The sequence below is a fragment of the Sphingobacterium sp. UBA6320 genome (assembly GCF_002440335.1).
Lineage (GTDB): Bacteria > Bacteroidota > Bacteroidia > Sphingobacteriales > Sphingobacteriaceae > Sphingobacterium.
Map to the genome: position 1 here is coordinate 72,521 of NZ_DJTA01000005.1, position 26,367 is coordinate 98,887.

A 26,367-nucleotide genomic window follows, 5' to 3' on the forward strand; every position below is an offset into this window, starting at 1 on the left:
TTTTTAATCTTCGTCATAGAGCATCTCCACATCTATAGTTGTTTCTTTAATATTGAGGATACCTTTTTCATCGATTATTTTTATTAATCTCCCTGCGAAAAAATCTGCTGGAATTCCGTATGGGAGATGATAGCTAAAATAATTTGTGAATATGATGATAGGTTGTATTTTATTTATTTCTTCTGTCAGGATGTCATCATCATTGTATATAGATTTAACCATTTCTATATAAGAGTTTTGATCAGCGTAGTAGTTATTATAAAAACTAACAAATTTTTCATCGATATAATCGTTATAAAACTCGGATTTACTGACTAAAAGATGATTTGATAGCGGGTTTGGTAATTCAACTTCTGAATAAATAGTATCTTTAGTGTCGTATACGCCGCCATATAAACTGCACAATAATGGTATTTCAGGCAAGATAAAGTTTTCGACTCCAGATTTGGACTCGAACATTTTAGTGTACTTTTCTAATATTAACTCATTGTCGTTTTGATTTGGGCTATTCTTCAACAAACTTTTAAAATATTTAATAGAGAATTCACCGATCACTTTATGATTTTCTATTTCTAAAAACCGACCTAATGTATCCGTTTTGAAGATAATTTGAGAATTATTTAAGGCCATTGCATCCAAGAGTAAATCTTCTGGAATATCTTTTTTTTCTGGATTTAAATTTTCAATAATTTTCCATTCGATGCGATATCCATCTTCTAAAGAGTCTAAGACAATAAATTGTGCAATATAGGCGCGCTCTTCATGTTTTACAAGTTTGTGATCAACGCTATCCGTATTTTTTTTAATGACCTTAAATTTGAAAGTATCTCCTTGATCCCAATAAGCAATAATAGGTACATGGCGTACAGTGTCTTGCACGTTAACCTGTGCTTGCGAGGCTTGGAAAAATAATGTTATTAAAAATATAGATGTGATTATTGTTTTCATTATTATACAATTTTTAATTGTCATCAAAAGCTAAACTTTTCCAGTTTTCTTTTTTTAGGTATTTTATCATAATTAAAAATACAATCCAGGCGATAATAGCTATTGCCCAAATGATTGTTTCGTATTGGTGGATGACAATATGCAAATAACCTACAATGGCTAAGAGCCCTAATACCAAAAGATTGATCAACACTCTACTTTTCCCATTTTCTGCTGCTTGAGAAAAAGGATAGGATTTAACCAAAAAGAGCATTACGAGAACACTCTCAATACCTCCGACAGCTGTAGCTAGCAGAATGTCATTGGTGACATGTGCGCCAAAAAGTGGTACACAAATGATTAGAAATATCAGATTGAAGGGTATAAAATATTTCAGAAATGCAGATTTTAGTACTCCTGACATTAGCTCTCCAGTTTGCTGGATAGGTGCGGCATAATAGATCCATGCTGCTTTGTATTTTTCACTTTTAGTGATCAGTTGGAAGACGGTCAATACCGTAAATAACGATAGATAAAAAATCATGATATAGAGCCCTGATGTATTGACATTATCGATTCGTTCCGCGAATGTATCGTTTTTCCCTTGCAGAAATAGAAATATAAAATAGATGGGTAAATAGGCCATGGTGGGATAGAGCTGCATCTTAAATTCTCGAGATCGTGCCGTTATCAGCCAAATGATGGAAAATCCAGCTTTTTCTAGTGGACTGTTGGTGACTATTTTTTCTATTTTCTTATACAATGGAACTTTTCCTTCTGGATATTGTTGTTTTTTCTCCACTGGGTTATCTCCTCCTGCCAATTGTGCGATTTTTGAATTGAAATCTTTAGAAAATAACTGTGATGATCCTGAGATGGCTATAATGAGTAAACATATGCTGAGTGCAGAGAATGAAAGTGTAAGCGTACTGAAGTCTTGTACAAGTAGTGCTTGGAATGAAGCGATCCAGGTGCCCGGAGAAAGCCAGAGTAATTTTATATGATGGACACTGGTTTGTCCTTCTGTAAAACTTTGCATCACTCTAGGACCAATTTGATAGCCTAAAAAGATAAAAATGGAAAAAAATATTTGGATGTAATTGATGACATCTTTAAACTTTTGAATCGATAGAAACCGTAAACACAAGGAATAAAAAATATTAACAAAAAATACAGCGATCAAGGTGACGAGTATTAATTGGATCAAAAAAGTAAAAGCGGCTAAAATGCTCCAACTTGTAAACACAAAAATTAACCCAGGTAAGGACATGGCCATCAACTGTGTTGAAATCTTGATAAGCATATAAAGTACTCTTGAGAATGCTACTGTTTTATCATTGACGGGTCTTGGCAATATGATATATTGATCTTTATTGTCAAGTAAGATTGTGGAGAAATCAGTTATCAGGGATAACGATAACATGGACAAAATTAGTGTTAAAAACAATGATGTTGCGAGAAATTTGTCAGGAATGACAATAACAAATGCGAGAAACATCAACCCCATTAGGAGAAAAATAAAAAAATGAAACCATGTTGAATATTTGGATGGTTTCTTGTTTTGATTTTTTGTGAATGATGCTAAAGGGCGACGATCATCGATGATCAATTTTGTTTCTATAATTATTTTTAATTGCGCAACATCAATTCCCATATTTGTCCATAATTTGCTAAATAGCAAAATGAATTTTAACGTTAGTTTTTGCATAGGATATTAGCGGATTGCTGAAATTATATGTGATGCCTCTACACTTCCATCTTCTTTGCCCGTGAGTTTAGAAAAGATTTGTTCTAAAGATTCGGATTGGTATGTTTTCAATTGTTCAAAGGTGCCATCTGCAATGATATGCCCCTCAGAAATTAACATGATGCGGTCGGATACTTTTTCCACTACATCCATCATATGCGAACAGTAGAATATTGTTTTACCTTCTTTGGCTAAAAGGGAAATTAATTCTTTGACTATGATGACGGCATTTGCATCTAGACCAGACAAAGGCTCATCCAAGACGATGATCTGTGGATTGTGAATAATACCTGATATCAGTAACACTTTTTGACGCATACCTTTTGAAAAGGTATCCATTCTATTGTTTATGTTTTGTTCGAGACCAAATGCTTTGAGCAATTGTTGAGACCTTTGTTGAATCAGTGTATTTTCCATACCGTAGAGCTGACCTACAAAATCAAGATATTCCAGGGGTGTAAGCACATCATATAGCTCTGCATTTTCGGGAACATATCCAATCTGGCTTTTTATAGCTAGTGGATTTTCTTTGATATCGATATCGTTGACCATGACTTCGCCTTCAAAATCATTGATCAATCCTGTAAGAATTTTTACTGTTGTTGATTTTCCGGCTCCATTTGGACCTATATAACCGATGACTTGACCCGGGTAGATGTCTAAGTTGATTCCTTTTAATATTTCTTTAGATCCGTAAGATTTGCGAAGATTGGAAATTCTGATGATTGGTTTGCTTACTTCCATAAAATAAATTATTATGAGCTAAAGATATAAATTCGAAAGCTAATTACATTAATTTAAGAGAGAAGTAAGGTTAGTTTTGTGAGGGGGTAGGAAGTGGGGCTCCAAATGGAACAAGATGTGCGAATAAAATAATTGATAAAAATATTATTTTATTGGTGATCGGTATATTTATTGACAATTGCTAAAAAATAACTGTTAGTCTATTTTTTAGCAATTGTTGACATATGATTTGATCTGATTTTATGGAGTTAAATTAGTCATAGTTGATCGGGTAGCCCTCATCATCTAAATCGTCGCGTAAGTCTTCTGGTGTCTCGGCCAGTAATTTATCGATTTCACTTACTTTAACTTCTCCTTCTATACGCATGCCATCTTCATCAAGTTCATCTTCTTCTAGATCTTCCAGATCAGCATACTCATCACCAACATATGGATTTGAGTTATCGTACGTCGAATCATCATCAGCTGCTCCTTCTGCAACAGTTTCATAATCACTGGGATGGTCATAGTCCGGATCATCATCATCTACATCCAAGGAAAATGATTTTTTTTCCTCGTCGTAGGCTAATTGATCGGGGTTTGAATTGTTAATATCTTCGTCTTCAGTTGTTTTATTTTTATCTATCGACATTTTATATTCTCCTTTCTGTAAAAAATAAACAAACTAGAAGCCGAAAAGTTTAAAAATTAGGATTCAATTTTAATATCATATTCAGTTAGCAGACCTGGTAGACTGAGGAGTGAAAATTTGGCTTTTTTTAATTTATTTCTATTCGGAGAAAGAGTTAAATTTAATGCATCACGAAAATCCACCTGTTCAAGATTGGTTTGATCGAATAGGGCTTGATTTAAGTCACAGTGTTGAAAAGATGATCCGGTTAGATCGGATTCTGAAAAATCTACTTCTTTTAATTGACAGTTTTTAAAGGATGTCTTTTTTATCTTAAGCTGATAAAAAGAAGCGTGATCGATATTGCAGTTGTCAAAGGTAAATGATAAACCAAAAGTATTGCATTGCTGAAATTGTAGACCTAATAATTTACAGTTTTTGAAAAATACTTGTTGGAATGTAGTTCCAGAAAGTTCGGCTAACGAAAAATTACAATCTACAAATGTACAATCTGTGAATATGCTGTTGTTCAATTTGTTATTGGAGAAATCACATTTTTCGAAGCGACAATTATCGTATTCTGCCTGTTGAAATACATTTTTTTTAAAATCAATGGAAACTATTTTCTCCCCTTCGTAATATGCGCTAATCATATTCAAAAGTAAAGAATTTAAATCAAGAATATAGGATCAATCCATCCTTTATTTTAGGTAAGATGATCGATTTAATCGATGTCACTTTATGCATCCATCACCATAATAAGGAGTTGATGTCCAATGGGGACACATAGCTATTTTGCGATGAAGCAGAATTCATTTGCTTTAGTGTGCCATTCTTTAGCTAGGTTTACTTGTTCTGCACTTCTAATCCAAACTGTCGAATGTAGTGTTATTGTGGTCATGTGGTTTTAATTTATTCGGTTTCTAATTTTGTTTTTAACCTTTGAAGGCCTACTTCTAGATCTTGACCTAACATTTTGTCAAAGTCCATAAATAGCAGCATGAGATTCATGGGGTAATTCATATGTCCATCAAATCCCCAAATTACTTTTGTCATATTGGACGATAAGGAGTCGGTGATCATATAGACCTTATCTTTTGATTCAAACGGTTTGATAAATCTAATTTCGAAATCAATACGTTTTCCTTGTTCAATTTTGACAATTTCCTGCTCGCCTTTTCCTACACTATCCGCTTTACTGTCCCATGCAGAAATAAATCCGACAGTTCCATCAGTACCCTGATATGTTTTTTTCATCAGCGGATCCATCATTGCCCATTTGCTGAAGTTGTTTTGATTTCTGAGGTATTTAATATAGTCGAATACCTCTTGATTGGGTTTGTTAATGGTGATTTCTCTTTTGACTGCATAGTCTTTTTTAACAAATAGTGCGATGATCAAAAGTAGTACTACGATGGAAAGTAATACAAATACTATTTTTTTTAAAATTTTCATATAAGTAGATTTAAGAGTTTACATCATCACTTGTTTTGGAAATTTGTCAGCGATTAGGTCTAAATCGATTCCGTGTTCTAGGTATGCTTTACACCCATCGAGTACTGTTGTGAATCCGCCGGTAGAATCCATTAAAACTTGTAGTAGTTCATCTCCCGATTGTTGAAAATCTTTCTCATAGATCGTGACATATGTCCGATCTGTAGATAGTGATTTGAAATTGAATTCCACTAAAGTTTCGGGCGGTCCCCATCGTACTGTAATTTTTTCATTGGTAATAATATCTTGTACTTTAACTGTACTTTTTACAGCATACATTTCCCATTCCCAAATAATTGTTTTGCCAGTTTCCAGTTTTCCGGAGCTTTTGGTAAACCAAAAATGGACCGTAATAGCAGGATCTATAAATGCCTGGAAAACCTGTTCAACAGGTTTTCTAATTAACATTTGAGCTGTCACACATATTTGATTTTTCATCACGGGTATTACTGAATCTGTTTTAGATAATTGATTATGCCGATAACATCTTGCTTTCCAAAACCTGCATCGTGGGCCTGTTGATAAGTCTCGATTAATACCTTGCTCAGCGGACTATTCGCTCCTTCGTTTTTAGCTAGATTGATATCTTTTAACATGAGATCTAAAGCAAACGCAGCTGAGTAATCTTGTTGTAGGAGAAGTGGCGTTTTTACCTTCGTGGCACCACTACCGCTTGCGCTTTCATTGATAATTTCTAGCATGTCTTCTCTCTTTATACCACTTTGCTCACCAAATAGTACGGTTTCGGCAAGTCCCTGGTAAATAATGGATAGAAAATAATTGATAGCTAATTTGGCTGAGATACCTTGTCCGGTAGGACCGAGATGTTTTACTGCTTTACCCAGCTTTTGAAAATAGGGCAGTACCTCCTGAAGATCTTTTTCATCACCACCTGCCATAATAATCAATGTCCCTTCCTTGGCCGGTACTGTACTGCCAGCTACAGGTGCATCGATGAAGCGTGCTTGCTTTTCTTTTAGCTGGCGCGCTGTGCGGAGCGTAAGTTCTTTGGAAATAGTACTCATATCAACGAATAATTTTCCTTCAATGTCTTCAAGTTGAAAAATATCTGCGTATAGATCTATAATGGCAGCATCGTTGGAAACCATTGTAAAAATGATATCACAGTTCTTGACCAATTCAAGGGCACTGATATAGACTTCTGATCGATCTGTAAAAGGTTCTGATTTGCTGGGTGTTCTATTGAAAACAGAAAGCGGAAATCCAGCATTTTCGAGATTTTTTGCCATCGGAAAGCCCATGTTTCCGAGTCCGATCCAACCTATCTTTTTATGATGCATATGTTCTAAGTTTACAACAGATATAACAACTCATTTTTAAGTTAGTTTTTATCATCTGCCGTGTTGTGGTTTTTTTTATATTAAATTTTAAATCAATAGGTTATAAAAATAAAAAAAGATAATCTAAACGTATCTGCCCATTAGGAGATGAAGCGGATAAATTATCTTTTCTATACTACTGCTAGTACATTTTTTATAAGAAGGTGGATCCCATTATCGCAACTATTTACTTTCGTACTGATATATCTTGAGATACAATTCTTCTACCTTTTTTCTTGCCCAAGGTGTTTTTCTTAAAAAAACGAGTGAAGATTTCATACTTGGATTTTCATTGAAGCATTTGACGTTGATGCGCTCACCTAAGCCTTCCCAACCTCCAAAGTAGGCAACTAGGTATTCTAATATGGTATCCAATCGTTGTCCATGAAGTGGGTTATTTTTTTGTTCCATTGTTTGTCTGTTTTTTAAAATTGAGATCTTGAAAGTCAAAACTGAAATCTGTCTGCGGAGAAATCGGTTTCATTGTAAATCCAGCGACCTGATTGTCTTGAATGTCCATATATACAAATGCATCAGCATACATAAAGCGATTATACCATTTGACAGCATAGGTGTTGTCTTGATAATAGAATAGTTCCCCAGTGAGCTGTGGCGAACGTTTAGAAATAAATTCTAACTGTCCATTTTTATTCATATGAATGGCTACTTCCCCAAGCCAATTATCATTATATGTGCCTTCTATGGTTTGATGGTGCTGATTTTTTATATTTTTATGCTCATCTACGATCTGCCATGTTTTTTGCGTGATGAGATCGGCATCGGCATTATTTTTTGCGATCAGATCTTGATAGGTCGTGATCCAATGTTGATCTGGAATACCTAGGTAGAAATCTTTTATACTGTTGCTTATGGCAGTGAATGCAGCACCTTCTTGTTGATTGGTCAATACGACAATGCCTAGCTTTAATTGTGGAATCATAACGATTTGAGTGACAATCCCTTCTAAACCTCCGGTATGCGAAACTTCCAATTTTCCTGCTACATCTGTAAGGACAAATCCTAGTCCGTAATTCTTAAATAGGGAGTGGTATGGTGCAGTGGTCCGCACCGGCATAATGGTCTGGGGACTCGTCAATTCTTTCAGTTGTTTTTTAGATATCAATTGTTTTCCTTGATGCTCCCCATTATTTAGATGAAAGATCATCCATTTGTTGAGGTCTTCAACATTTGAGTATATTCCACCAGCCGCATCTAAGATTGTATTGGTATATCGTGTGCTAACTTGATTTTTTCCATCTATCGGTACGTGAGGGGAAATGACATCGTCTCGATCCATTAATAAGTTCCAGTTTGGAGCTGAATGATTCATCTCTAGTGGTTTAAAAATTCTTTGTTGAATAAATTCTTGCCACTGTTGTCCAGATACTTTTTCTAATACTTCTCCAGCGATGATGTATAAAAGATTGTCATAATCATATTTTGTACGAAAGGCGGAAGTTGGTTTTAAAAACTGGATATTATGGACGATGTCTTTTGGGCTAAAGTCATGTCCGTCTGGCCAGATCATTAAATCTCCTGCTCCTAAGCCTAAACCACTTCTATGGGTCAGCAAATCTCGAATCGTAAAATTTTGACTGACGTAGTCATTATATAATTTGAATTCGGGGATATATTTTTGAACTCGATCATCCCAATTAATTTTCCCTTCATCAACCAAGATCGCTAGTGCAGATGTTGTAAAAGCTTTGGAATTAGATGCAATACCGAAATTTGTACTTGCATAAACCTTGTTTTTTCTGTTTAAATCTGCAATACCGTATCCTTTGGCCAAGATGACTTGATTGTCTTTGACAATACCTACTGCAATTCCGGGTACATTAAAAGCGGACAATGCTTTTTGAACGAGAGAGTCTACGGTATTTTCTGCTATTTGCTGGGCAGATAAAGACGATCCGCTAAAAAATAGGAGTGTTATGAAGGCTATTTTTTTCATTCCTGTGTTATTATTGTCAAATATCTAAATAAAACAACAATTGTCTAGCCTTTGTATAAAAAACAATCGTATTTATTCGCGCTAGTTTAAGTGCTTTTTGCTCCTCGGGTCAATTTTTCTACCGTATCCCACTGTTCATCAGTCACCGCATCGAGTCCATTGAATTCTCCGGCACCTTTTAGCCATTCTCCACCATCTATCGTGATGACATCACCATTGACATAAGCTGAATAATCAGATACGAGATATGCCGCTAAATTGGCCAGTTCTTGTAAGTCGCCCGTGCGACCTAATGGAATTCTATTGATAGGGTTGAGGGTTTCACTTAGGTTGCTTGGAAAAAGACGGTCAAAAGCGCCAGTGGTATGAAAGGGGCCTGGTGCAATGGCATTCAATCGAATCCCTTTACGTCCCCATTCTACGGCTAATGATCTTGTCATCGCCAATACGCCTGATTTGGCGCAAGCTGAAGGAACTACATATCCTGAACCTGTACTTGCATAGGTAGTCACAATATTCAAAATCGTTTTATCTTGATCTTTATTGGCAATCCAGATTTTTCCAAGAGCTAAGGTGCAGTTAATGGTACCTTGTAGGACAATTCCTAAGACAGATTCAAATGCACGGTGGCTTAGTCTTTCTGTAGGGGATATGAAATTTCCAGCAGCATTATTGACCAGAACATCAATGGAACCTAGTTCTTGAATACCAAAAGCGATGACTTTCTCTACAGATTCATAATCACGGACATCGCATGCTATAGCGATGCACCTACCTTTTGTTTCTTGACTTAGTTCTGTTGCGGTTTGCTGTATGACATCATCTTTGCGGCTCGTGATCAGGCATTGGGCACCTAATTGTAAAAAATATCTGGTCATGGCTTTACCAAGCCCAGTACCACCGCCGGTAATTAAAATGTTTTTTCCTTTTAATGCATCATCACGAAGCATGCCTTGTGTCGTACTCATTTTGGATATCATTTAGTGATGTATAATCAATGTTATCAACCAATTTACAAAAAATATGTGCTTTTGGTACTATTTATTTTAAACGTAATAATTTGATCTCTTTAATTTCTAAAGTTGATTTTGATTAATTCTGTTTATTCTATTTAACATAGCTTACTTCATTTTAATGAGTTTTTGAAAGGTAAATAAATTGAAATAAGCAACTGTGAATCATGTAGATTGAAGAGGTAGATTGTAATGGATTGATATAAAATAAAAAGTATATTTGTTTGACCTAAATTTTAAAATTATGAAGAAGTATATCTTTATCATGGCTATCCTGCTTATTGGGCTACCTAGTTTTGGACAGCATGTACGGCAGCTGTTTGGATCAGGTGCAAAAAATACGATACCTGGAATGAGATCTAATTTACATAAATGGCAAGATTCTACTAATTATAAATTAAATGTGATACCTGATTATTTTATGTTGGGCACTTTTAGTGATTATTTGGATCGGTTTAATGGTCGTAATAAGGAAATTAATATTGATGAATATGGTTCTTCAGAAAAAGCATTGTTCACGTATTTAGCTGCATTTTTAGAAGATAATTATCAGGTGAAAATTGAAAAAAAAATATATAATGATATTCAAAGCGAATTGAATAATCCACAATTGGCTCAACATTTTAATACGTTTTATACCGATGATGGTCATTTGATTGACGAAAATTTTGATAAAGATGAAAGTAGGAAATATTCATTTTTACTTGGATTATATATCCGGTATGGGGAGCGGGTTTATGATGATGTTTATAAAATTAGAATTATAAATTCATCAAAAGATAAGATTTTATATCCTTTACTGAAAGATCTGGGCTGTAATAAAATTTACTATAAAATGTTAAGAAATTTTATTCCTGTGAGTGAGTATTTCTATTTTGAGGCTACCCCGATAATGATTAAGTATTTTAAAACGGTTGATTCTATAAAAGCAGATGATTTGAATGTTTTTGTTCAGCATCCGTTTTTAAAAAATTTAAGAGAGGAAGATAGGAAAGAAATGGAACGGGTGATGATGGAAAATAAGGAAAAGGAGATGCAGATGTTGAAAAACTGGTTTTCTGCAAATGAATTTTAATGATATAGTTTTGAATTAAAATAAGAAGACCTATCTCTTTTGGAAATAGGTCTTCTTTATTGAATAGCGTTAATTATGCTCCTAATTGAACACGTTTGAACGCTGTAACTGTTAAACCTTTAGAAACTGAATCTAAGAATTGTGCGATAGATTTAGAGTTATCTTTAACGAATTCTTGGTTCAACAAAGTTGTTTCTTTGTAGAATTTATTCAATTTACCAGCAGCGATTTTTTCTGCCATTTCAGCAGGTTTTCCTTCAGCGATGATTTGTTCTTTAGCAATAGCCATTTCACGCTCAATAGTATGTGAATCTACACCATCTTTATCGATAGCGATAGGGTTCATTGCAGCGATTTGCATAGCTACATCTTTACCCGCTTCTTCAACACCATCAGCAGCAGCTGATAAACCTACTAAAACACCTAAACGGTAGTTTGCGTGGATATAAGCAACAACTTTCTCAGCAGAAATAGTTTCATATTTAGAAACGTCAATTTTCTCACCGATTTTACCTGTTTGATCGATTAATAAATCAGCGATTTTAGTACCACCGATTTCTAACGCTTTTAAGTCTTCTAAAGAAGCAGGTTTGTTAGCCAAAGCAACTTCAGCAACTGACTCAGCGAAAGCTACGAAATCAGCATTTTTAGCTACGAAATCTGTCTCACAGTTTACTTCAACTACGATACCTGATTTACCATCAGTAGCAGCTTTAGCAATGATAACACCTTCGTTAGAATCACGGTCTTGACGGCTAGCAGCAACTTTAGCTCCTTTTTTACGTAAGTAATCAACAGCAGCTTCAAAATCACCGTTTGCTTCTACTAACGCTTTTTTACAATCCATCATACCTGCGCCTGTTTGTTGACGCAACTTGTTTACATCTGATGCAGAAATTTGTACTGACATGATATATTTCTTTTTTAAATTTTTGACTTATTATTTTCTTGACAATATTAACCTAACTCTTGTTAAGTTAATATAAAGTTTACCATTTCTTTTTAGAGCAATGTTAAACCAAAAAACCGGACAGATAGGTTAGTCCAAGAAAAGAATTCTTTTCCAGAAACCAACGCTACGCTATCCGGTTTGGAATAAAAAATATTATTCTCCGTCTTTCGCTTTACGAGGACGTTTAGCTTCTGAAGCTTCAGTAGTATCAACTTTAGCTTTAGCTGCAGCTGCTTCTTTTTCTGCTTCGTCTTCTTTATCACGTTTACGTTCGTCCAAACCTTCTTGGATTGCTTGACCAATGATTCCAGCGATTAAGCTAATCGATTTACTAGCGTCATCATTTGCAGGGATTGGGAAATCAATGTTTGAAGGGTCAGAGTTTGTATCTACCATTGCAAAAGTAGGGATGTTTAACTTGATTGCTTCAGTTACAGCGATGTGTTCTTTTTTCACATCGATGATGAATAAAGCAGCCGGTAAACGGTTCAAATCAGCAATACCTCCTAATAGAGATTCTAATTTGATACGCTCACGTTGAATCATCAACTTCTCTTTTTTAGATAATACATCATATGTACCATCTTTTTGCATTTTGTCAATAGTAGACATTTTTTTGATAGACTTACGCACTGTTGTGAAGTTTGTAAGCATACCACCTAACCATCTTTCCGTAACGAAAGGCATGTTAACTGCCTTCGCTTGTTGAGCGATAATTTCTTTTGCTTGTTTTTTCGTTGCTACGAATAAAACCTTACGACCTGATTTTACGATTTGTTTGATAGCTGATGCAGCTTCTTCCAATTTCGTAAGCGTTTTGTTCAAGTCAATAATGTGGATCCCGTTGCGTTCCATGAAAATGTACTTAGCCATTTTCGGATCCCATTTACGAGTAAGGTGACCAAAGTGCACACCTGCATCCAATAAGTCTTGATAAGTTGTTCTTGCCATTTTTTGATCCTCCTTTGATTAACGTTTACTGAATTGGAATCTCTTACGAGCTTTCTTGCGTCCTGGTTTTTTACGCTCAACCATACGGTCATCACGTGTTACTAAACCTTTAGCACGTAAAGCTGGTTTAACTTCTGGGTCTAATTCAACTAATGCTTTCGCAATAGCCAAACGAACAGCCTCAGCTTGTCCTTTTACACCACCTCCATTAACGTTCACTTTCGCATCAAAATTCCCAGCTTGACCTGCTACTTCTAATGATTGAGTAACAATGTATTGCAATGGCAATGTTGGGAAATATTCTTTGTAGTCTTTACCATTAATAGTAAGGACTCCGCTACCAGCAGTTAAGTAAATGCGGGCAACAGCAGTTTTTCTTCTTCCTGAAGTATTAGTTGTTGACATGTCGATTCTCCTTAAAATTTAACTGGTTTTGGATTTTGAGCCTCTTGTTTGTGCTCAGTTCCAGCATAAACATAAAGATTTTTAAACAATTGACGACCTAAACGGTTTTTAGGAAGCATACCACGAACAGCTTTCTCAATGATGCGCTCAGGGTGTTTTGCCAATAATTCTTTTGGAGTGATGAAACGTTGACCACCCGGGTATCCCGTGTAGCGAACGTAAGTTTTGTCGCCCAATTTATTACCTGTCAATCTAATTTTTTCTGCATTGATAACGATAACATTATCTCCGCAATCTACGTGAGGGGTAAACGATGGCTTGTGCTTTCCGCGAATTACTTTCGCAATTTCGCTTGCCAAGCGCCCCAAAATCTCGCCTTCAGCATCAACAACGATCCATTCTTTGTTGATGGTGTTCTTGTTGGCAGAGACAGTTTTGTAACTTAACGTATTCACTTGCTTTTAATTAAATAATTAATAATATTTTATTCACTTCTTTTCCCTGTATCTCAAGGGTCTGCAAAGGTACTTTTAATTTTTTGATTACGAAAATCTATTTTACTTTATTTTAGGGACTTTCATTATCCAAAGTATGTTTTACTCTAGTTTAAAATAAGGAGATCGTCAAAAATAACCCATTGAATTGCAATACCGTTATTTACAATTGTCGTTTATTAGTATATTGCAACATAATTAACACAGTAATTGGTGAACGAGAAGGATTATTTATGTTTAAAAAATATTTGAAGTATGCGCTATTAGTAACAATGTTATCTGCAGCTGGAGAAACAGCATTAGCACAAAATAGTATCCCAGAAAAACCTTATTCGCAACAATTAAAAAATATAGAAGCTTTTTTAAGAAAGGGTGATTATAAACAGGCGATGGATTCGTTAGATGCGATTACAACGCGTTATCCCAAAGCAGATGACGTTTATTTTACGAAGGCAGTATTATTTGGACAGATGAGAAATGCTGATCGTGCTCTGGAGGAAGTAAATAAAGCGCTCGAAATAGATCCTAAAAACGAATATTTAAGTTTTAGTATTGATGTCAATAAGGGTAAAGGCGACCTAGCAAGTGCAATCCGGTCATTGGATATGTTAATGAATAAGGATCATGTCAATATCGCTGCATTAAATAGGGAAAAAATCATGTTATTGTTCAATAATGAACAAAAGGAAGAGGCTTTTGCACGTTATAAAAATGTCCGTGAATCGGCCGGTGCTACTGATACATTGGATGTCATTGGGGCTACTTTGTTATTGGATAAAAACGATTTTCCTGCTGTAATCAATGTTTTGGAACCTTGGGCTAATAAAAAATCTCCTTTAGCACAAGTATATAGTCAATTGGCGCAGGCGTATCGTGAAAATAAAGAGCCTAAAAAATCACTTGCTGTTTTGAATGCGGGTGTTTTAAATACTAAGGATGATTATCTTTTTTTGGATTTAGCTGATGAATATCGTTTATCGGGTAAAGGAAAACTTTCATTTGAATACTTAAAACAGGCTTTTTCGTCTAAAACTATTGATTTTTCGGAAAAAAATAGAATTATTTTATCCCTCTTGGCTCCGAATAGCAGCTTCACACTCGATCAGGCGCAAGAGCTGGCGAATATTTTAGTAGATATGCATCCGCGTGTAGCAGAAAGCCATGTCGCAAAAGGGCAAGTAAACTGGATGCGTAATGACCTTGTTGGTGCACAATCATCATTTTCGATTGCCGTAGGGATCAATCCCTATCAAATTGACGCTTGGCGGATGTTGATCAATGTCGATCTGGCCATGGAGCAGTATGATCAAGCGATAGCGCATGGGGGAGAGGCTTTACACAATATCCCAAACAATCCTGTTATCTTGTATTTCAGTTCGATTGCCTATACATTAAAGGGTAATTATGAGCTTGCTCGTAATTTGATGGAAGCTGCACTGAATAATGGGCAAAATGAAAATGCTATTTTTCAATCCAATATATATAGCGGACTGGGTGATATCTACCATTCACTTAAAATGGAATCAGCGTCGGATGTGGCCTATAGAGAAGCGATTCATCTAGATAGTACAAATGTAAGTGCTATGAACAATTTAGCCTATTATTTGTCGTTAAGAAATCAGGATTTAGAAGATGCGGCCCATTTTGCTGAAACTGCAAATAAGTTGAGACCAAATGATGCAACCTTAGAGGATACGTATGCTTGGGTGCTATTTAAACAGGGTAAGTATGCTGATGCTTTGGTCTGGATCGAAAAAGCTATTAAAAATTCAAATACGATTTCTGCAGTTTTATTAGAGCACTATGGTGATATTCTAATTAAAAATAAAAAACCTGCAGAAGCAATGAAGCAATGGAAACTAGCGTTAAGTAGAGGTGGTCAATCAGAAATAGACTTGGATAAGTTAAAAGAAAAAATAAATGCGAAAGCTTATGTGGAGTAGATCTATTGCTATAATGGCCGTGCTTTTAATATTTGCGTCTTGTAGTACGAAGAAGAAAGTTGCGAAAGTGGAGAGTGATCCTGTGGAGATTCTGACGATAGATAAGGAAGATTCTAAGACCGAAATTGCGCAAAAATTTTTATTATCTAACTTGGAGTTTACGACGTTCTCGGGCAAAGCTAAGAGTAAAATAAGCATTGGAAAATCTTCTCAAGATGCAACGGTGAATATCAGAATAGAGAAAGATAAGAAAATATGGATTTCTATTACTGCATTGTTAGGTATTGAGGTTGGGCGAGTTTTGATTACACCGGATAGTGTTCAGATATTAAATAAATTTCAAGGTGAATATACTGGAAAACCATTTAGTTACTTGTACCAATATGCAAGTGAGGATTTGACTTTTGCAAATGTACAAGATCTGCTTTTGGCGAATTTTTCTACAAATCTGTTAAATGCCAATAATTTTGAAGTGGATCAAAAAAGTATACCGATGCAATTGAAGGGTCAAAAGAATGAACTTACTTATAGGTATGTAGTGAACCAACAAAATAAATTGGACTCGTTTAGCTTAGAACAAGTTGCTAAGGGACAAAAATTGGAAGCAAATTATGCAGGCTATTCAAATAACGGAGGGATGTTGTTTCCGATGGCACTTGAATTACTGATTTCGGGAGGTGATACCGCTATAAGCGCTAACTTTAATTATAGCAGAGTATCGTTCAATGAGGCACTGGAAATGCCTTTTACAATCTCCAACAAATACAAAGTAATTCATTAATGTTAGCACGATAATCCTTAAGATTTATTACTTTCGCATCTGGGACTGTTTTTAATGAAAAGATGTTAATTCGGACTCAACTGCTAGTAAAAGATTACTATAGATGAATTTAAAAAAGATAATACTAAGTCTACTTGCGTTTTTTTTGATGCTTGGAATCGGTTTTTCACAAACCCGGGCGGAGCTTGAAAAGAAACGTGAAAAAATAAATCGTGAAATAGCGGAACTTCAAAAGACGCTTAAGGAGACTACGACGGAAAAGATATTGACGCAGAAGCAGGTGAGTGCGCTGAGTAGTCAGATTAATCTTCGTCAAGAAAAAATTACTACCATTAGTTCTGAACTCAGTTTGATTAATCGCCAGATTAATGTCAATACTGCTGCTGTTGATAAATTGAAGGCTGAGTTGGAAAAGATGCGCAACGATTATGAGAAAATGATCATGTTTGCGTTTCGAAACCGTAATGCTTATAATAAATTGATGTTTATTTTCGCTTCAAAAGATTTTAATCAAGGGTTTCGACGTGTAAAATATTTGCAACAATTCAATGATTCACGGAAGTTAAAGGCGAGTGAGATTGAAGGGACTAAAAAACAAATTGAACAAAAGATCGCACAGCTTCAGGCTGATCGTAATAAACATAAACAGTTATTGAACGAACAAGAACAAGAGAAGAAAACGATCGCTCAGCAACGTGCTATTTTCTCGAATGAATTAAATTCTTTGATTACCACTGAAAGAGGTGTAAAACGCGATATTACGCAGAAACAAAAAGAGGAGCGTAAGTTAAGATCTGCCATTCAAGCAATCATTAAAAGAGAGATTGAAGCCGAGCGTAGAAGACAAGAAGCTGCTCGTAGAGCTGCAGAAGCTGCTGCGGCAAGAAGTGCTAAGAAAAACGACACTAAAGTAGAAGAAAAAGAGTCATCTAAATCTACTGCCCGTAAGTCGGATTCAGAGGTGTTGCGCGCTACTCCAGAAGCAGCCCGTCTATCGGCTGATTTTAGATCTAATCGCGGACGATTGCCATGGCCAGTTTCCAATGCTAAAATATTACAAAGTTTTGGTACAGATAGGACAGGAAGAAACGTGTCTGTGAGCCATGAGTCCTTGAAATTACAAACAGCAAGTGGCGCTACGGTTAAGTCGGTATTTTCTGGAACTGTAACAAGTACGTTAACGTTGAATGGACTTAAGGTGATCATCATTTCACATGGTGAATTCTTCTCGGTGTATAGCAACTTAGCAAGTTTTAGTGTTTCGAAAGGACAGAAAGTGTCTGCAGGTCAGTCTATTGGAACTGTTGCTAACGATCCTGATCTGGATGCGCCGGTACTGGATTTTCAAGTTTGGCAGGGTCAAATTCCGATGAATCCACAATCTTGGTTAGCAAATTAAAAAAATATAGAAATAAAAATTATTATGTACATTTGTTTTTAAGGTATAAGTGTATATACTCAAAGAGAATATTGAAAAACAGTAAATCATAAGTTATGTTGACATCAGGGTTATTAATAATGGGTATTGGGGGTCAGGAATTAATTATAATCGTTGTAATATTATTACTATTATTTGGCGGTAAAAAAATTCCTGAATTGATGCGTGGATTAGGTAAAGGTGTAAAAGAATTCAAAGACGGACAGAAAGAGGATTCTACAGATGATACTAAAGAGAAAACAACAGAGAATAAATAATTCTGCTGTGTGTTAGAAATAAGATTTTACCTCTTCGTAAAATCTTATTTCATTTTTTACCATTTCTAATCTTGTAAAAGAAAAGCGTATTTGAAAAAAATTATACTTTATTCTTAGGACGATTTAGTTCTAATTGTCAACCATAATTAAAAAAGATGATTGAAAAAAAGAGGACTCTATTCACCATAGGCTTAGCCATCACGACGTATTGTTTGTGTGCACAAGAAAGGTCTATAGATGAGATGAGAAATTCTACGCAAGCAATTATGTCTGCGAGTATTGATCGTGAAAATGCATCGATCTTACAACAGCTTGACAGCATTAAATTTGTTAATATAGGAGAGAAAGACGCCCAATCGATCGTCTTTGATATTGAAGATGTCAATGTTGTTCGAAAACTAAATTCCTTAGAACGTGAAGTCCCCTTAGACTACAACCAACATGTTCGCAAGTATATTGATCTTTACAATTCCAAAAATTATTCTGGGCATATGTCCCGAATGCTGGGACTGGCGCAATATTATTTTCCGCTTTACGAACGTATTTTGGCTGAAGTGGGCGTTCCTAAAGAAATAAAATACCTGTCGATTATTGAGTCTGCTTTAAATCCTCATGACGTATCACGTGTTGGAGCAACAGGACCGTGGCAATTTATGTATGGTACTGCTAAGATTTATAACTTAACGATGGATACGTATGTTGATGAACGTAAGGATCCTATTGCATCCAGTTATGCTGCTGCCAAATATATGAAAGAAGCTTATGCCGAATTTGGTGATTGGCTGTTAGCGATTGCTTCCTACAATTGTGGAAAGGGTGGAGTCAAACGTGCGATTTTAAGATCTGGAAAGATTCAACCTACATTTTGGGAAGTCGCACCTTATCTACCTAAGGAAACCAGAAATTATATTCCTGCTTACATCGCGATGACTTATACCTTAGGCTATGCACAGGAACATGGCATCGAAGCTCAGGAAAGTGAAATCGCTTTGAATACGCAGGTGTTAGAAGTTGATAAGTTTATTTCGATAGCTGAGGTTGCTAAGGCAATAAATGTGTCAGAAGAGAGCTTAAAACTGCTTAATCCGGCTTATAAGAAAGGAGTAGTCAATGGCTCCGATGAAATTCATCGCCGTTTAATTATTCCTGCACTGGGTGACGGCATCAATAAAGATCAACTTTATCTAGCGCTCAATACAACAGTAGAAGCTCCTGTTCAATCCATTGCGGCTGTAGACGCTGATATTCGTAAGAATAGTAAAGGTAGTGCCCAGCCTAGTCGCCATCAAGTGCGTAGAGGAGAAACCTTGGCTATAATTGCGAGAAAGTATGATGTTAGTGTTCAAAATTTAAAAGCTTGGAATAACGTGAGCGGATCTTCTGTAAAGGCCGGAACTTCTTTAGTTGTCAATAGCAATGGAATAAATAGCCGATTAGCTCAGAAGGCTACTGCAAGCTCGTCCAAAAAGTCAACTGTTCTGGTATATACTGTCAAGAAAGGTGATACACTTTCTGAAATAGCGAATAATAAGGGGGTGTCTCTATCTAAATTGAAAGCGGATAATAATTTATCACACACAAAACTAAAGCCTGGAATGAAATTGAAAATCAATAAGGGTTAGCATCAAGATGTCAATTTATAAAAAATTAAAAGCCTTCCATACGGAAGGCTTTTAATTTTTTATATCGTTTTATGCTCTTATACAAGCCACGCTGCATCATCTTCTGCTTCAAAACCTTGCAGATTAACTTCTACATGTTCCTTCAAGATGGTCGATAGTTTTAATCCATAATAATCACTTACAATAGGGAATTTTGGGTGACTTCGGTCAATAAGTACGGCAGTACGCATTTTCTTAATTGGAACGTTTAAGAATACCCCTAATCCATAAGCAAGCGTTCTTCCGCTATTCAATACATCATCAACTAAGATTAAGGTTTTATTTTTAGCACCTTCAATGGGTTGATCGGTCTCTGCTTTTAATGAACGACTTGTTTTACTCATCGTCACCTTTAAGAGCTCAATATTTTTATCTGATATTTCTTCTAATATTTTTTGCAAGCGTTGTGCAAAAACATAACCTCTATCCGCAATACCTACTAACACCAACGTATTTTCTTCAAAATTATCTTCTAAAATCTGATAAGCGATACGTATCGATTTTTGTTTGATTTGTTCTTTATCTAGTATGAGCGTTTTCTTTGACGACATAATGGTATTAAATTTATTTAAGCGTAAAAGTACTAAAATCTTTGCAAAAAAAAGTCCGAATGTCAATACATTCGGACTCCTTATCGTGGCGTGAAAAAATCAAATTAATTGAATTTATCTGCTTTTTCACCATTTAATATCTCAGCAGTAAGTGATTTGTTATCATCAGGTAATCTACCACCATCATAATAATAACGTCTCCAATATGCTTCTCCTAAGTTGCTAATCATAACACCTTTGCTTGAAGAAGCATGGGCAAATTTATTATCACCAATATAAACCCCAACATGCGTAATACTTTTACTTCTGATCTTAAAGAACACCAAGTCACCAGCTTTTAAATCATCTTTCTTTACTGGTTTTATTTGAGAATATTGGTTACGACTATTATAGCCTAAAGTTGTATTAAAAACTTTGTCGTACAATTCAAAAGAGAATTTTGAACAATCGATACCTCTTTTGGAGTCACCTCCTAAGCGGTAAGGAGTTCCTAACCATTCATAAACAAATTGATATAATTTTGTGTTTGTAGTTGCTGAAACCGCAACACCCATGATTTGGGAGAAGTATTCTTTAGCGAGATTGTCCGGGTCTGATTCCGGTTTAGATTGGGTTTTGGTTGATTGTGCCTGCGACACTAGACATAAGCCTATAAATAGCATTGAAGCTAATATTTTCTTTGTTTTCATTAAATCGCTTTTATGTACAACTTTAACTTATTCTTTTATTATTAGATGTTAACTATTTTGGACATCACTGTTGCGAATATAATACAACTCATCTTACTTTGCAAAAAATATGACAAGTATTTAACGAAGTTTTAACGTTTTTAACACTTTTTTTATTGAAACGCAATTTATCGAGGCAGAATAAATTGTAAGCATCCAACGACAGGTATATGTGTATTATAAAAATTACATGTAGTACTTAATAATATGTTATTTATATATAAGATGATCTTTTCTTAAGAAATATCAAAAAAAACATTAATTTATTTTGATACTTGATAAATAATCCCTTATATTTACGAAAGTAAAATAAAAAAGAATGAAAACGACTACAATTATTACATCGATTATTATTACCACCGGGATAAAACTTAGGAGGAGGTAGTTTCGTTGTATAGAAATGTAGACAAGATATTTCGCAAACGCCTTCCTCTCTGAGTGAAGGCGTTTTTTTTTATGCTCTAAAACAAACAACTAAACAGTATACATTATGAAAATTTTAAAATTTGGAGGAACGTCGGTAGGCTCTGCAGATAGCATCAAAGCAGTACTTCGTATTGTGAAGAAATCGTATGATTCCGGGGAACAACCGTTGGTAGTTTTATCGGCCATGTCGGGAGTCACAAATTTATTATGTAAAATGGCCGTAGATGCTTCTGAAGGAAAATCATTTCATGAAGATTTAGCATTAATCGAAACCAAGCACTTTGAGGTGATCAAGAAATTAATCACAGTTAAATATCAAAATCCAGTATTCACGAAACTAAAATTATTTTTCAATGAAATTGAAGAGTTATTGCAGGGGATCTATGCGCTAAGGGAGCTGAGCGAACAAAGTAAGGATTTGATCGTCAGTTATGGCGAACGTTGTTCGACTTTTATGGTATCTAAGATTTCGGAACAAGATTTGGCGGCATCACTATTTGTCGATGCATCGCATTATATTAAAACCGATTCTCATTTTGGACATGCACATGTCAATGACCAGTTGACAGAGCAACTTGTTAAATCTTTGTATTTAACAAATAACGATAAACTCATGTTTGTAACCGGGTTTATAGCATCTAATGAGAACGGACGAATGACAACTTTAGGTAGAGGTGGGTCAGATTATACAGCTGCAATCTTTGGTTCTATTTTAAATGCAACAGCGATCGAAATATGGACAGATGTAAATGGTATGCTGACAGCGGATCCACGTATTGTTAAAAAAGCATTTTCATTGCCCGTTCTATCCTATACAGAGGCTATGGAGTTGTCCTATTTTGGTGCTAAGGTCATCTATCCGCCCACTATGATTCCTGCTTTTCTAAAGAAAATACCAATTGTTATCCGCAATACTTTTGAACCTGATTTTGCAGGTACTTTTATTCAATTTGAAAGTGGTAAAACAACTTTACCAATAAAAGGTATCTCTTCGATCGAAGAAATATCTGTTATCAATCTTACGGGTTCGGGTATGATTGGTAAATCTGGATTTAGTGGTCGATTATTTACTTTATTAGCGCGAGAGCAGATCAATGTGGTTTTGATTACGCAGTCTTCGTCTGAGCACAGTATTACTTTTGCAGTCAATCCTGAGGATGCATTACGCGCCAAGAGTTTGATCGAGAATGAGTTTGAATTGGAAATACAAGTTAATAAACTCATCCAACCAGAGATCGAAAACAATTTATCTGTTTTAGCCATAGTAGGTGAGAATATGAAAAAAACTCCAGGAATGTCTGGCCGGTTATTTTCCTCTTTGGGAAGAAATGGGATCAATGTACGTGCTATAGCTCAGGGATCTTCGGAGTATAATATATCTGTTATTATTTCAAAGAGTGATTTATCAAAAGCACTGAATGCTGTGCATGATGCCTTTTTTGCGGAACTTAAAAAAACGCTTTATGTGTTTAATTTGGGAACAGGAAATATTGGTTCTACTTTATTTAAGCAATTGGAGAGTCAATATGATTTCTTGTTGAGTAAAAACGATCTTGAGATCAAGGTTGTCGGTATTTCAAATAGCAAGAAAATGTTGTTTAAACTAGATGGTGTTGATTTAGCAAACTGGGATACGGAACTAATGGAGCAAGGGGAAGATGCTGACCTAGCCGTTTTTGTAGAACGTATGAAAGGCTTTAATCTTCCAAATTGTGTATTTATAGATAATACAGCAAGTCGATTGCCTTCTACTTATTACGAGGGAATTTTTCAATCTAATATTTCGATCGTGACGTGTAATAAAATTGCTAATTCTGGAAAGTACGAACAATATAAAACACTACGTGAAACTGCCCATAAGCATGGTGTGGACTTCTTTTATGAAACCAATGTTGGTGCTGGTCTGCCTATCGTGCGTGTTTTGAAAGACCTGATGTTAAGTGGTGACCGTATCGTTAAAATCGAAGCTATTCTTTCTGGAACGATCTCTTATATCTTTAATAATTTTAAAGACGATGTATCTTTTTATGATGTGGTAAAACAAGCACAAGATTTGGGTTATACGGAGCCAGACCCTCGTGACGATTTAGGTGGAGTCGATTTTATGCGTAAAATGTTGATTTTAGCGCGTGACGCAGGTTATACCATCGAAGCGGAGGATGTCAATTTAGGCGCCATATTGCCTGAGGCATGTTTGAAAGCAGATTCAGTAGAATCTTTCTATGAAGAACTTAAAAATGAGAACAGTTATTTTGAGGCCTTAAAAGAAAAGGCTCGTCTTGAAAATAAAGTGATCCGTTATATCGGGAAATTGGAAGATGGAGTTGTGTCTATTTCTGTACAGATCGTAGATGACAAGCATCCTTTCTATGCCCTGTCGGGAAGTGATAATATTATCTCGTTCACCACAGAGCGTTACAAAGAAAGACCATTGGTGGTTAAAGGACCTGGTGCCGGTGCTGAAGTAACAGCTGCAGGAGTATTTGCAGATTTAGTAAATGTAGGCGCTTAATCAAAAGTTTCACAGACCTGTTATTGCTTTGGATAACAGTCATAAAAATTAAATATGAAAACTTCTCTATCGAAGAAAAAGATAAATCTGGATAATATGTTGGATCACGTTCATGTTTTCGCTCCAGCAACCGTAGCGAATATGATTTGTGGTTTTGATATTTTGGGGTTCGCTTTAGATGAACCAGGAGATGAAGTAATCATGCGGAGAAAAAGTACTGCAGGTGTTGTCATCACTAAAATTACGGGTGATGACGGTCGTCTTCCTATGGATGCAGACAAAAATACAGTGTCTGCATGTGTACAGTTTCTACTGCAGCATCTGGAGTTACATGATGAGGTGGGAGTGGAAATAGAACTGCATAAACATATGCCTATAGGATCAGGTTTGGGATCAAGTGCGGCAAGTACCGTTGCAGGTCTATTTGCTATTAATAAAATGTTGGGTGATCCACTTTCAAAAGAAGAACTATTGCCTTTTTGTGTGGAAGGCGAACGACTGGCATGTGGACATGGTCATGCAGATAATGTAGCGCCTTCGTTATTTGGTGGCATTACATTGATCAGAGGACATGACCCATTGGATCTAATTCCTTTACCTGTACCAGAAGAACTTGTTGCTGCTGTGGTGTTTCCGCAGGTTGATGTTCCCACACGTGATGCGCGTCAACTGATTAAAGAAAAGGTGCTGTTAAAAGATGCCGTCATCCAATGGGGAAATATTGCAGGACTAATAGCAGGATTGTTTAAAAATGATTATGATCTCATATCGCGAAGTATGCAGGATGTACTCATCGAGCCAACACGAGCGATCTTGATCCCTCAGTTTTATGAGATGAAGCAAATTGCATTAGAAAATGGTGCGTTGAGTTTTGGAATATCGGGTTCTGGACCTTCAGTTGTAGCTATTACACGAGATAAGGAGGTTGCTAAGCAGATTGTTGATCAGATTAAAGCGCATCTCTCCGAATCAGAAATTGAAAGTTATGGTTATGTATCGGGTGTAAATGTTGATGGCCCTAAAGTATTAAATTAAGATTATTATGAAATTTTACAGTACCAATAATAAAGCATTACGTGTTTCTTTCAAAGAAGCAGTTTTTAATTCATTGCCTGCCGATAAAGGACTTTATATGCCTGAGGCCATTCCTCAACTGGATCCTTATTTTATAAAAAATATACAGCAATATTCGCTGCAGGAAATTGCATTTACAGTAGCGCAGGCTTTTATTGAAGATGATATTCCTGCAGATGTGTTGAGGGATATTATCGCGGATGCTATTAATTTTGAAGCACCTGTCAAGTTTTTGAGCCCAGATACTGCGGTATTAGAACTATTTCACGGTCCTTCGTACGCCTTTAAAGATTTTGGAGCTCGGTTTATGAGTCGTGTAATGGCTTATTTTTCGGGTGTAGATGATGCTTTATTGGATGTTCTGGTCGCGACATCTGGAGATACGGGTGGAGCCGTTGCGTTAGGTTTCTTGGGGGTAGCAGGTACACGTGTCACCATCTTATATCCAAAAGGTAAGGTTTCTGAAATTCAGGAATTACAGTTGACCACCAATGGACAGAATATAAGAGCCATTGAAATTGATGGAACGTTTGATGATTGTCAAGCATTGGTTAAACGTGCTTTCAACGATCCGGAGCTTAATGAACATCTGAGATTAACTTCCGCTAATTCCATTAATATCGCACGTTTGATCCCACAGACATTTTACTATTTTTATGCTTATGCACAGTTGAAGGCACAGGGTTCAGATCGAGTTGTCTTTACGGTTCCAAGTGGTAACTTTGGTAATATCGGTGCCGGGTTATTGGCTTTCAAGATGGGTCTTCCGGTCGAGCAGTTTGTTGCTGCTACCAATGCGAACGATACCGTGCCCCGTTTTATTAAATCTGGAAAATATGAACCCAAGCCATCTGTACAAACATTAGCCAATGCTATGGATGTTGGTGATCCTAGTAATTGGGTTCGTATTCAAGATTTATTTGATAATAATCTCGATGACTTAAAGAGCATGATCACTACTTATACCTATACGGATAAGGAAACTAAGGCTGCTATGGAACAGTTACATCATACTTATCATTATGTTGCTTGCCCACATACCGCTATTGCTTGGTTAGGTTCACAAGCCTACCGCGGCGAATATCCAGGTTCTTATGGATCGGTGTTTTTATCCACAGCGCATCCTTGTAAATTTCCGGATGCTATTTCTGAGCAGGTATTCAGTAAAATTAAATTGCCTGTAGGGGTAGAACAGTTACACAACAAACCTAAAGTTGTAGAAGCTTTTTCTGCTGATTATGCTGTTTTTAAGAATTACTTAATTACGCATAAATAATTGAAAAGGCCCAT

The 26,367-nt window shown here is 35.9% G+C and carries 26 protein-coding genes; 9 read left to right on the forward strand and 17 right to left on the reverse strand.

Going from position 1 to position 26,367, the window contains the following annotated elements:
- Window positions 1-3: 3 nt before the first annotated feature.
- The 11 genes from B3P23_RS01800 to B3P23_RS01850 form a co-directional block, all read right to left on the reverse strand.
- The gene (locus B3P23_RS01800; RefSeq protein ID WP_293924051.1) at window positions 4-948 is read right to left on the reverse strand and encodes a hypothetical protein; all 945 of its coding nucleotides are present in this window, start codon (window positions 946-948) and stop codon (window positions 4-6) included.
- Between the two features lie 13 nt (window positions 949-961).
- Window positions 962-2,581 (reverse strand): hypothetical protein, encoded by a 1,620-nt coding sequence (locus tag B3P23_RS01805; RefSeq protein WP_293924054.1) that lies wholly within the window; start codon window positions 2,579-2,581, stop codon window positions 962-964.
- A gap of 60 nt (window positions 2,582-2,641) precedes the next feature.
- Window positions 2,642-3,418 (reverse strand): ABC transporter ATP-binding protein, encoded by a 777-nt coding sequence (locus B3P23_RS01810; protein WP_045752213.1) that lies wholly within the window; start codon window positions 3,416-3,418, stop codon window positions 2,642-2,644.
- 253 nt (window positions 3,419-3,671) lie between these two features.
- A complete protein-coding gene (locus B3P23_RS01815) occupies window positions 3,672-4,049 on the reverse strand; it encodes a hypothetical protein (protein WP_045752214.1) in 378 nt (125 codons plus the stop codon).
- A gap of 56 nt (window positions 4,050-4,105) precedes the next feature.
- Window positions 4,106-4,681: a pentapeptide repeat-containing protein gene (locus tag B3P23_RS01820; protein WP_248755717.1), complete on the reverse strand. Its 576-nt coding sequence runs from the start codon at window positions 4,679-4,681 to the stop codon at window positions 4,106-4,108.
- Between the two features lie 259 nt (window positions 4,682-4,940).
- Window positions 4,941-5,483 (reverse strand): SRPBCC family protein, encoded by a 543-nt coding sequence (locus B3P23_RS01825; protein WP_293924061.1) that lies wholly within the window; start codon window positions 5,481-5,483, stop codon window positions 4,941-4,943.
- 18 nt (window positions 5,484-5,501) lie between these two features.
- Window positions 5,502-5,960 carry an SRPBCC family protein gene (locus tag B3P23_RS01830; RefSeq protein ID WP_248755718.1) on the reverse strand — a complete coding sequence of 153 codons (459 nt, stop codon included), beginning with the start codon at window positions 5,958-5,960 and terminating at the stop codon, window positions 5,502-5,504.
- Window positions 5,961-5,968: 8 nt separating this feature from the next.
- A complete protein-coding gene (locus B3P23_RS01835) occupies window positions 5,969-6,823 on the reverse strand; it encodes an NAD(P)-dependent oxidoreductase (protein ID WP_045752217.1) in 855 nt (284 codons plus the stop codon).
- 222 nt (window positions 6,824-7,045) lie between these two features.
- The gene (locus B3P23_RS01840; protein WP_045755959.1) at window positions 7,046-7,273 is read right to left on the reverse strand and encodes a VF530 family DNA-binding protein; all 228 of its coding nucleotides are present in this window, start codon (window positions 7,271-7,273) and stop codon (window positions 7,046-7,048) included.
- Window positions 7,257-8,816, reverse strand: coding sequence for a serine hydrolase domain-containing protein (locus B3P23_RS01845; protein ID WP_293924073.1), 1,560 nt, complete (start codon window positions 8,814-8,816; stop codon window positions 7,257-7,259). Before B3P23_RS01845 ends, B3P23_RS01840 begins: the two co-directional genes overlap by 17 nt.
- Window positions 8,817-8,902: 86 nt before the next feature.
- A complete protein-coding gene (locus tag B3P23_RS01850) occupies window positions 8,903-9,784 on the reverse strand; it encodes an SDR family oxidoreductase (protein ID WP_045755962.1) in 882 nt (293 codons plus the stop codon).
- 289 nt (window positions 9,785-10,073) lie between these two features.
- On the opposite strand from B3P23_RS01850, the gene B3P23_RS01855 reads away from it, so the two are divergent.
- A complete protein-coding gene (locus tag B3P23_RS01855) occupies window positions 10,074-10,904 on the forward strand; it encodes a hypothetical protein (protein ID WP_281046821.1) in 831 nt (276 codons plus the stop codon).
- 73 nt (window positions 10,905-10,977) lie between these two features.
- Here B3P23_RS01855 and tsf read toward each other — a convergent pair whose 3' ends face one another.
- From tsf to rplM, 4 genes are all read right to left on the reverse strand, one after another.
- Entirely contained in the window at window positions 10,978-11,814 is an 837-nt protein-coding gene (tsf, locus tag B3P23_RS01860; RefSeq protein WP_045753025.1) for a translation elongation factor Ts, read from the reverse strand.
- A 195-nt stretch (window positions 11,815-12,009) separates the two neighbouring features.
- Window positions 12,010-12,807 (reverse strand): 30S ribosomal protein S2, encoded by a 798-nt coding sequence (gene rpsB, locus B3P23_RS01865; protein WP_045753024.1) that lies wholly within the window; start codon window positions 12,805-12,807, stop codon window positions 12,010-12,012.
- Window positions 12,808-12,825: 18 nt separating this feature from the next.
- Window positions 12,826-13,212, reverse strand: coding sequence for a 30S ribosomal protein S9 (gene rpsI, locus B3P23_RS01870; RefSeq protein ID WP_021188575.1), 387 nt, complete (start codon window positions 13,210-13,212; stop codon window positions 12,826-12,828).
- 11 nt (window positions 13,213-13,223) lie between these two features.
- The gene (gene rplM / locus B3P23_RS01875) at window positions 13,224-13,667 is read right to left on the reverse strand and encodes a 50S ribosomal protein L13 (RefSeq protein ID WP_045753023.1); all 444 of its coding nucleotides are present in this window, start codon (window positions 13,665-13,667) and stop codon (window positions 13,224-13,226) included.
- A gap of 272 nt (window positions 13,668-13,939) precedes the next feature.
- On the opposite strand from rplM, the gene B3P23_RS01880 reads away from it, so the two are divergent.
- From B3P23_RS01880 to B3P23_RS01900, 5 genes are all read left to right on the forward strand, one after another.
- Window positions 13,940-15,649 carry a tetratricopeptide repeat protein gene (locus B3P23_RS01880; RefSeq protein WP_293924079.1) on the forward strand — a complete coding sequence of 570 codons (1,710 nt, stop codon included), beginning with the start codon at window positions 13,940-13,942 and terminating at the stop codon, window positions 15,647-15,649.
- A complete protein-coding gene (locus B3P23_RS01885; RefSeq protein WP_293924082.1) occupies window positions 15,627-16,430 on the forward strand; it encodes a DUF4292 domain-containing protein in 804 nt (267 codons plus the stop codon). The genes B3P23_RS01880 and B3P23_RS01885 overlap by 23 nt, the downstream gene beginning before the upstream one ends.
- Before the next feature lie 103 nt (window positions 16,431-16,533).
- On the forward strand, window positions 16,534-17,829 hold the full coding sequence (locus B3P23_RS01890; RefSeq protein ID WP_045753020.1) for a murein hydrolase activator EnvC family protein: 1,296 nt from the start codon (window positions 16,534-16,536) through the stop codon (window positions 17,827-17,829).
- A gap of 95 nt (window positions 17,830-17,924) precedes the next feature.
- The gene (locus tag B3P23_RS01895) at window positions 17,925-18,125 is read left to right on the forward strand and encodes a twin-arginine translocase TatA/TatE family subunit (protein ID WP_045753019.1); all 201 of its coding nucleotides are present in this window, start codon (window positions 17,925-17,927) and stop codon (window positions 18,123-18,125) included.
- A gap of 155 nt (window positions 18,126-18,280) precedes the next feature.
- Window positions 18,281-19,747: a lytic transglycosylase domain-containing protein gene (locus tag B3P23_RS01900; protein ID WP_248755725.1), complete on the forward strand. Its 1,467-nt coding sequence runs from the start codon at window positions 18,281-18,283 to the stop codon at window positions 19,745-19,747.
- A 77-nt stretch (window positions 19,748-19,824) separates the two neighbouring features.
- On the opposite strand, the gene B3P23_RS01905 is transcribed toward B3P23_RS01900, so the two are convergent.
- Window positions 19,825-20,337, reverse strand: a complete 513-nt coding sequence (locus B3P23_RS01905; protein WP_045755329.1) for a phosphoribosyltransferase family protein — start codon at window positions 20,335-20,337, stop codon at window positions 19,825-19,827.
- Window positions 20,338-20,441: 104 nt separating this feature from the next.
- Entirely contained in the window at window positions 20,442-21,026 is a 585-nt protein-coding gene (locus B3P23_RS01910; RefSeq protein WP_045753017.1) for a C40 family peptidase, read from the reverse strand.
- 529 nt (window positions 21,027-21,555) lie between these two features.
- On the opposite strand from B3P23_RS01910, the gene thrA reads away from it, so the two are divergent.
- The 3 genes from thrA to thrC are packed head-to-tail and all read left to right on the forward strand — an operon-like array spanning window position 21,556 to window position 26,353.
- Window positions 21,556-24,003, forward strand: a complete 2,448-nt coding sequence (gene thrA / locus B3P23_RS01915; protein WP_293924087.1) for a bifunctional aspartate kinase/homoserine dehydrogenase I — start codon at window positions 21,556-21,558, stop codon at window positions 24,001-24,003.
- Between the two features lie 54 nt (window positions 24,004-24,057).
- Window positions 24,058-25,038: a homoserine kinase gene (locus B3P23_RS01920; RefSeq protein WP_293924090.1), complete on the forward strand. Its 981-nt coding sequence runs from the start codon at window positions 24,058-24,060 to the stop codon at window positions 25,036-25,038.
- 7 nt (window positions 25,039-25,045) lie between these two features.
- Window positions 25,046-26,353, forward strand: coding sequence for a threonine synthase (gene thrC / locus B3P23_RS01925; RefSeq protein ID WP_293924092.1), 1,308 nt, complete (start codon window positions 25,046-25,048; stop codon window positions 26,351-26,353).
- Window positions 26,354-26,367 lie beyond the last annotated feature (14 nt).